The organism is Bradyrhizobium sp. (assembly GCF_049586575.1).
In the GTDB taxonomy this organism is placed as follows: Bacteria; Pseudomonadota; Alphaproteobacteria; order Rhizobiales; family Xanthobacteraceae; genus Bradyrhizobium.
In genome coordinates, this window is record NZ_JBAVCF010000044.1 from 1 (window position 1) to 5453 (window position 5453).

Annotated in this window: 6 protein-coding genes; 1 reads left to right on the plus strand and 5 read right to left on the minus strand. The window is 61.0% G+C overall.

The features are described 5' to 3' along the window. The 3 genes from WB528_RS01550 to WB528_RS01560 all read right to left on the minus strand — a co-directional run. Positions 1-166: polysaccharide deacetylase family protein (locus tag WB528_RS01550; RefSeq protein WP_423886677.1), on the minus strand; the 166-nt coding region annotated here is incomplete at its 3' end. Between the two features lie 75 nt (positions 167-241). Then, the gene (gene metA / locus WB528_RS01555; RefSeq protein WP_423886672.1) at positions 242-1264 is read right to left on the minus strand and encodes a homoserine O-succinyltransferase MetA; all 1023 of its coding nucleotides are present in this window, start codon (positions 1262-1264) and stop codon (positions 242-244) included. Between the two features lie 16 nt (positions 1265-1280). Continuing rightward, positions 1281-2585 carry an O-acetylhomoserine aminocarboxypropyltransferase/cysteine synthase family protein gene (locus WB528_RS01560; RefSeq protein ID WP_423886673.1) on the minus strand — a complete coding sequence of 435 codons (1305 nt, stop codon included), beginning with the start codon at positions 2583-2585 and terminating at the stop codon, positions 1281-1283. Between the two features lie 348 nt (positions 2586-2933). Here WB528_RS01560 and WB528_RS01565 point away from each other — a divergent pair, with 348 nt between their 5' ends. Then, positions 2934-3815 carry a branched-chain amino acid aminotransferase gene (locus WB528_RS01565; protein ID WP_423886674.1) on the plus strand — a complete coding sequence of 294 codons (882 nt, stop codon included), beginning with the start codon at positions 2934-2936 and terminating at the stop codon, positions 3813-3815. A gap of 45 nt (positions 3816-3860) precedes the next feature. On the opposite strand, the gene WB528_RS01570 is transcribed toward WB528_RS01565, so the two are convergent. Next, positions 3861-4799, minus strand: a complete 939-nt coding sequence (locus WB528_RS01570) for an amino acid--[acyl-carrier-protein] ligase (RefSeq protein ID WP_423886675.1) — start codon at positions 4797-4799, stop codon at positions 3861-3863. A gap of 35 nt (positions 4800-4834) precedes the next feature. After that, on the minus strand, positions 4835-5453 hold a 619-nt coding region (locus WB528_RS01575), incomplete at its 5' end, for an acyl-CoA dehydrogenase family protein (protein ID WP_423886676.1).

Consider the following 5453-nt stretch of genomic DNA (forward strand, 5'->3'; position numbering starts at 1 on the left):
GATCGGTGGCAGGCGAATGCGAAAACGTGTGGCAGCCGATTTCATGGCCGCGCCGATGCAGCTTCACGATGGCTTCGACATGGACGCCCTGCCAATAGCCGCACCATTTATTGACCAGATCGCCCGCGACATAGAACGTCGCCCTTGCATTGTACTGGTCGAAAATGGATGCCCCGGCCGCGGCGGCGCTTTCGGGAAAATCGCCGGCCCTCCGGTTCGCGCCGCCACAGCAGTCACCCGATCAAGAGCCCGTTTCTGGTGAAGTGGCGCGTGCACGTTCGGCAAGAAAGTCAAGCCAGTTCTTAAATATCACGGTGGCGGCAGCGCCCGTTTCGACGTCTTCTCGAAGAGTCCTATCCGGCAATTCGGAGCTCAGCGTCGGCCGCCGCTCGGTCTGCGCGCGTACCGCAAATGCCGACAGCGCCAGTTCGGTTTCGGTCTCGAAATAGCCGACGGGAAGACCGGGGTAGCTGTCGCGCTCGCCCGCAAGAAAGCGCGATATGTCGCGAAGATATTCGCGCTCCAGCGACAGCGCCTCGTATTCCGGGTGCCCCTGGAAGAAGATGAATTGGCTGCCAAAATCCTTGGCGAAGCTGTCGACGCCTCCCCGGGTCGAATGCGACAGCAATTGGTAGCCGTTCGCCGTCAGGTCGGCGGCGCGCAATTCGTTGAGACGCGAATGCGCAACCTTGAAGGGCGAGGGAAGGCCTTGCGTCAGCCAGTGCGGATAAGCGCTGATGCAGTCATAGATGCCGGAGCACTTCGTTTCGAGCCGGCTGCGCTCGACACCGTCCAGATGCAGCACCGCGGCATGGGCGGCGAGGCACGACCAGATCGTCGAGCGAGTATTGTCCTTTGCCCAGTCGATGATGTCGGTTAGATCGCGCCAGAACGTTTCACCTGCGAGCCTTGCGGCGTTGGGCTCGGCGCCGGTGACGATCAGCCCGTCGATATTGAGCCGATCGATTTCGGCGATGTCGGTGTACTGTCCCTCGACGCGCCCCTTCGCCGATTGCGATCGTCTCACCGACGGCAACGAGAAGCAGTGGAAATCGATGCGAATGTCTCCGGCGGCCTGTCTTAGCAGGCGCATGAACTGACGCTCGGTGGCCTGCAGCGCGGCGTCCGGCATGTTGTTGATGAGACCGATCGTCAGGTCGGCATCAACGTTTTGCGGATGACCGAATTTATCCTCTCGCCGCAGTTGCGCCGGTACGAGACCGGGACTGACGATCAGTCGCCGCTTTTCCAATAGGACGGTCATGTCGCCCTCGGTCAGTTCATTTCGCGGCCTGAAGCCGCCGGCCCGTGGGGTTCGCCTTCGCCAGGGCCTGATCGATGTCCTCGATGATGTCGTCGACGTGCTCGATGCCGATCGATAGGCGGATGGTCTCGGGCAGGATGCCGGCTATGCGCTGTTGCTCCGCGGTCATCTGGCGGTGAGTGGTGGAAGCCGGATGACAGGCAAGCGACTTCGCATCGCCGATATTGACGAGCCGCGTAATCAGCTTCAGCGAGTCATAGAAGGTCTTGCCGGCTTCGTGGCCACCCTTGATGCCGAACGTGAACAGTGAGGAGGCGTTGCCGTTGAGGTATTTCTCCGCCATAGGGTAATAGGGGCTGTCGGCAAAGCCTGCATAATTCACCCACTCGACGCGCGGATCGCCTCGCAGGAACTCGGCAACCTTGCGGGCGTTTTCGACGTGCCGCTCGACGCGGAGCGCCACCGTCTCGATGCCTTGCAGCAGCAAGAATGCGTTGAATGGCGACAGCACCGAGCCCATGGTCCGCTGATAGACGCTGCGCGCGCGTTCGATATAGGCCTTTTCGCCGAAACGCTCGGCATAGACGAGGCCGTGATAGGAGACGTCCGGCTGGTTGTAGGCGGGGAAGCGTCTGGCGTGATCGGCCCAGCGGAAGCGGCCGCTGTCGACGATGGCGCCGCCGAGCGTGGTGCCGTGGCCGCCGAGAAACTTGGTCAGTGAATGAATGGCGATATCTGCGCCATAATCGAACGGCTTGAGCAGGATTGGCGTCGCGACGGTATTGTCGACCACCAGCGGCACGCCGTGGCGATGTGCGACCTTGGCCAGAGCCTCGATATCGCAGATGTTGCCGGCGGGATTTCCGATCGTTTCCGCAAACACCCCCTTGGTGTTCTCGTCGATCAACTTTTCGATCGCGTCTGCCTTGTCGCTTTCGGCGAAGCGGGTGGTGATGCCCTGACGCGGCAAGATATGACCGAGAAGCGTGTGCGTCGTGCCGTAGAGTTGCGGCACGGAGACGATGTTGCCGCCAACATCGGCGAGATTGACGATCGAAAAATGCAACGCAGCCTGGCCGCTTGCGACCGCGAGCGCGCCGACGCCGCCTTCGAGTTCGGCGATGCGCTTTTCGAGAACGGCTGTGGTCGGATTGGCGATACGGCTGTAACGGTAGCCTTCGGCTTCCAGATTGAAGAGCGCGGCGCCATGGTCGGCACTGTCGAACGCGTAGGACGCTGTCTGGTAGATCGGAACGGCGACCGATTTGGTGGTCGGGTCAGGTTCGTAGCCGGCGTGAATGGCAATCGTCTCGCTACGCATCGTCCACCTCTACGTTCTTCGCGCGTAACGCACTTTCCGTGCTTTTTCGCTAGCTATTCTTGTTAGAGACGTACGCTCAACCCTTCAATAATTCACGCCAGGATTGACGAAATAACCCTAACGATTGCGCGCGTGTTGATTAAAAGCCCGGATGGTTTCGTCATGACTTCGTAACCATGTTTTTGGCCCGTGCGGGATATGCATTGCGCAAGCTGACGCATTCGATCCTGAGGCAGGATCGCGCCATCTGCATGGAAAAGGAAATCCTTAGGAAATTCGGACAATATTGGTGTTATCGTCCACCGCACCGGCGGTTATCGAGAACCCCGCCGGTTATCGAGAACGCAGATGGCAATTTCAGCCCCGATCGTGAAGCCAGTCGATTTTTCCGAGACCTTAACCTTCTTCGAAGGGGACTGGCACGCCGGAAATGTGCCGATCATGGGGCCGCGCACCCACGGGGCGTGGCTCGCGTCCACCGTGTTTGACGGCGCACGCGCTTTCGAAGGCGTGGCTCCCGATCTCGACCGGCATTGTGCGCGGGTCAATCAATCCGCTGTTAATTTCAAACTCAAGCCGGTCGTCGATACCGAAACCTGGCTCGCGCTGGCGCGCGAAGGCATCGCGCGCTTCGGCGCCAAGGCGGAACTTTACATCCGGCCGATGTATTGGGCTCAGACCGGCGCCGGTGGCGGCGTTCTATTCGATCCCGAAACGACCAATTGGTGCTTGTGCATCTATGCAGCGCCGATGCCGCCGGTCACGGGTTTGGCGATCACGCTATCGCCGTTCCGCCGCCCGACCATGGAAAGCGCGCCGGTGGATTGCAAGGCTGGTTGTCTCTATCCGAACAATTCGCGCGCTCTGCTCGAGGCGCAGGCGCGCGGCTTCAACAACTGCCTGCTGCTCGACATGCTCGGCAATGTCACGGAGTTCGGCAATTCCAATGTGTTTATGGCCAGGGACGGCGTGGTCTACACGCCGGCGCCGAACGGGACGTTCCTCAACGGCATCACGCGGCAGCGGGTGATCGGTTTGCTACGCGACGATGGTGTCACGGTCATCGAGACGACGCTCAAATATCAGGATTTTCTGGGCGCGGACGAAATCTTCTCGAGCGGCAATTTCGCTAAGGTCGCGCCCGTCATCCGGATCGACGACCGCTCATTGCAGCCGGGCCCGCTGTTTCAGCGCGCGCGCAAGCTGTATTGGGATTTCGCCCATAGCTGATGCCGCAGCCCAGGAAGACTGCCGCACCGGCCGATCGGTATCTTGCTAGAGGTCGAGCAGCTCGCGCACGGGAGCGGACCATTTCGCCAGATCCGTGCCGTGGATGTGGAACATAGCAACCGCCAACCGGTCCATTCCGAACGCCACGCAGCCGGTGTGAGCGGGTGCGCCGCTGGCATCCTTGATGTCCCAGGTGATGCCGAAATGGTCGCGGTGATAGTTGAAGCTCATGCACGCGGTGGGCTGCTCCTCGGAACGCAGCGGAACGAGAAGCTCGAACTTCAGCGATTGCTGTTTCTGGCTGACCGCCTTCATCTGACCGACACGGCCGAAGAAGGGGTCGCTCGCGTAATCGACCTTGAAGCTCAGGCCGAGATCGCGCGCGATCGCCTGGGCCCGAACCATCCAGCGTTCGCGGAAATCCGACACGTCTTCGGGGCTGCCGATGCAGACATATTCACGCATCCGGAAAGATTGCAGGCGGTCAAGATGGCGCGACGGCTCATGCCGGAAACAATCAGCCGCGACGTCGAACCGCAGGCCGCCCTGCGGTAGCGGGCCTCGGGCGGCCGCGATCGGATAGACCGGATAGCAGGCTGCCGGCGAGAGCACGAGGTCAGCGGGCGAGAGCGAGGTGGTCCAATCGCCCCCGGCATCGAAACGGGCGACTGCTTGATGGATTTCGCGTTCGGTGCCATGCAAGCCGCAGACGCAGCCGAGCAGGTTGGGGAAGCTCTTCAGATAGCCGGATTTTTCCAGTTGCGCCCGGTTCATGACTGGCGGAAACCGCATCACTTCCGTAGCCGTTTCGCGGTGTCGCGTAATCAGCGCGGCAAGGCGCTCCACCACATGCTCATAGAGCCCGGTCCGCGCATAGACCCCGTCGGTGCCCATCTTATGAAACAGCTTGTCGGCCAGGTGATCCAGCGGATCGGCGGGGTGCTGTGTGTTTTCGATTCTTTCGGCTCGGACGGCTACGTTCATGTTCGGTCTTCTCTGATGTTATTCGATTCTGTGGCTCAGTCGCGCAAGGTCGTAGGCACCGAGCTCATTAGGCTTGTGGTCGCGATATTGGAGAGAATGCGGTCGTTGTTGATCATGATCGGCGACGAAAGCACGTCGCGCAGCAGGCGGCCGACGCTGAAATCGCCGTCGTTGCGATAACCTGCCAGACCGCAAGCGCGCATCGCGCTCATCACGGTTTCGACCGCCAGTTCGGAGGCTTCCACCTTGAGCAAGTTGATCGAGGACTGGAAGTCGATCGACGACAATGCGCGTTCGTCGTGTTCGTGAGCCGCATAGATGTCGAGATTGGCGGTGATCACGGCGCGCAGCTTGGAGAGTGTCATCCTGGCCGCATTGAAATGTGCAGCACCCGGAGGCATCTGGCCGCCCGCGCCACGGGCCGCCTTGCGGATGAAGGCCTGCGCGCGCTCGACGGCCGCGGCCGCAATCCCGGCCCAGGCGGAGGACCAGCACAGATGCGCCACCGGCGTCATGGTTTGCGCATGAATGCGATCATAGCCTTCGGGAAAAATCTGCGCGCTCGATCCCGTGAATTTCAGCTCGAAGCCGGCGCTGCAGGTGCCGCGCATGCCGAGCGTCTCCCACTCGACGCTGCGTTCCAGCGTGTAGTCA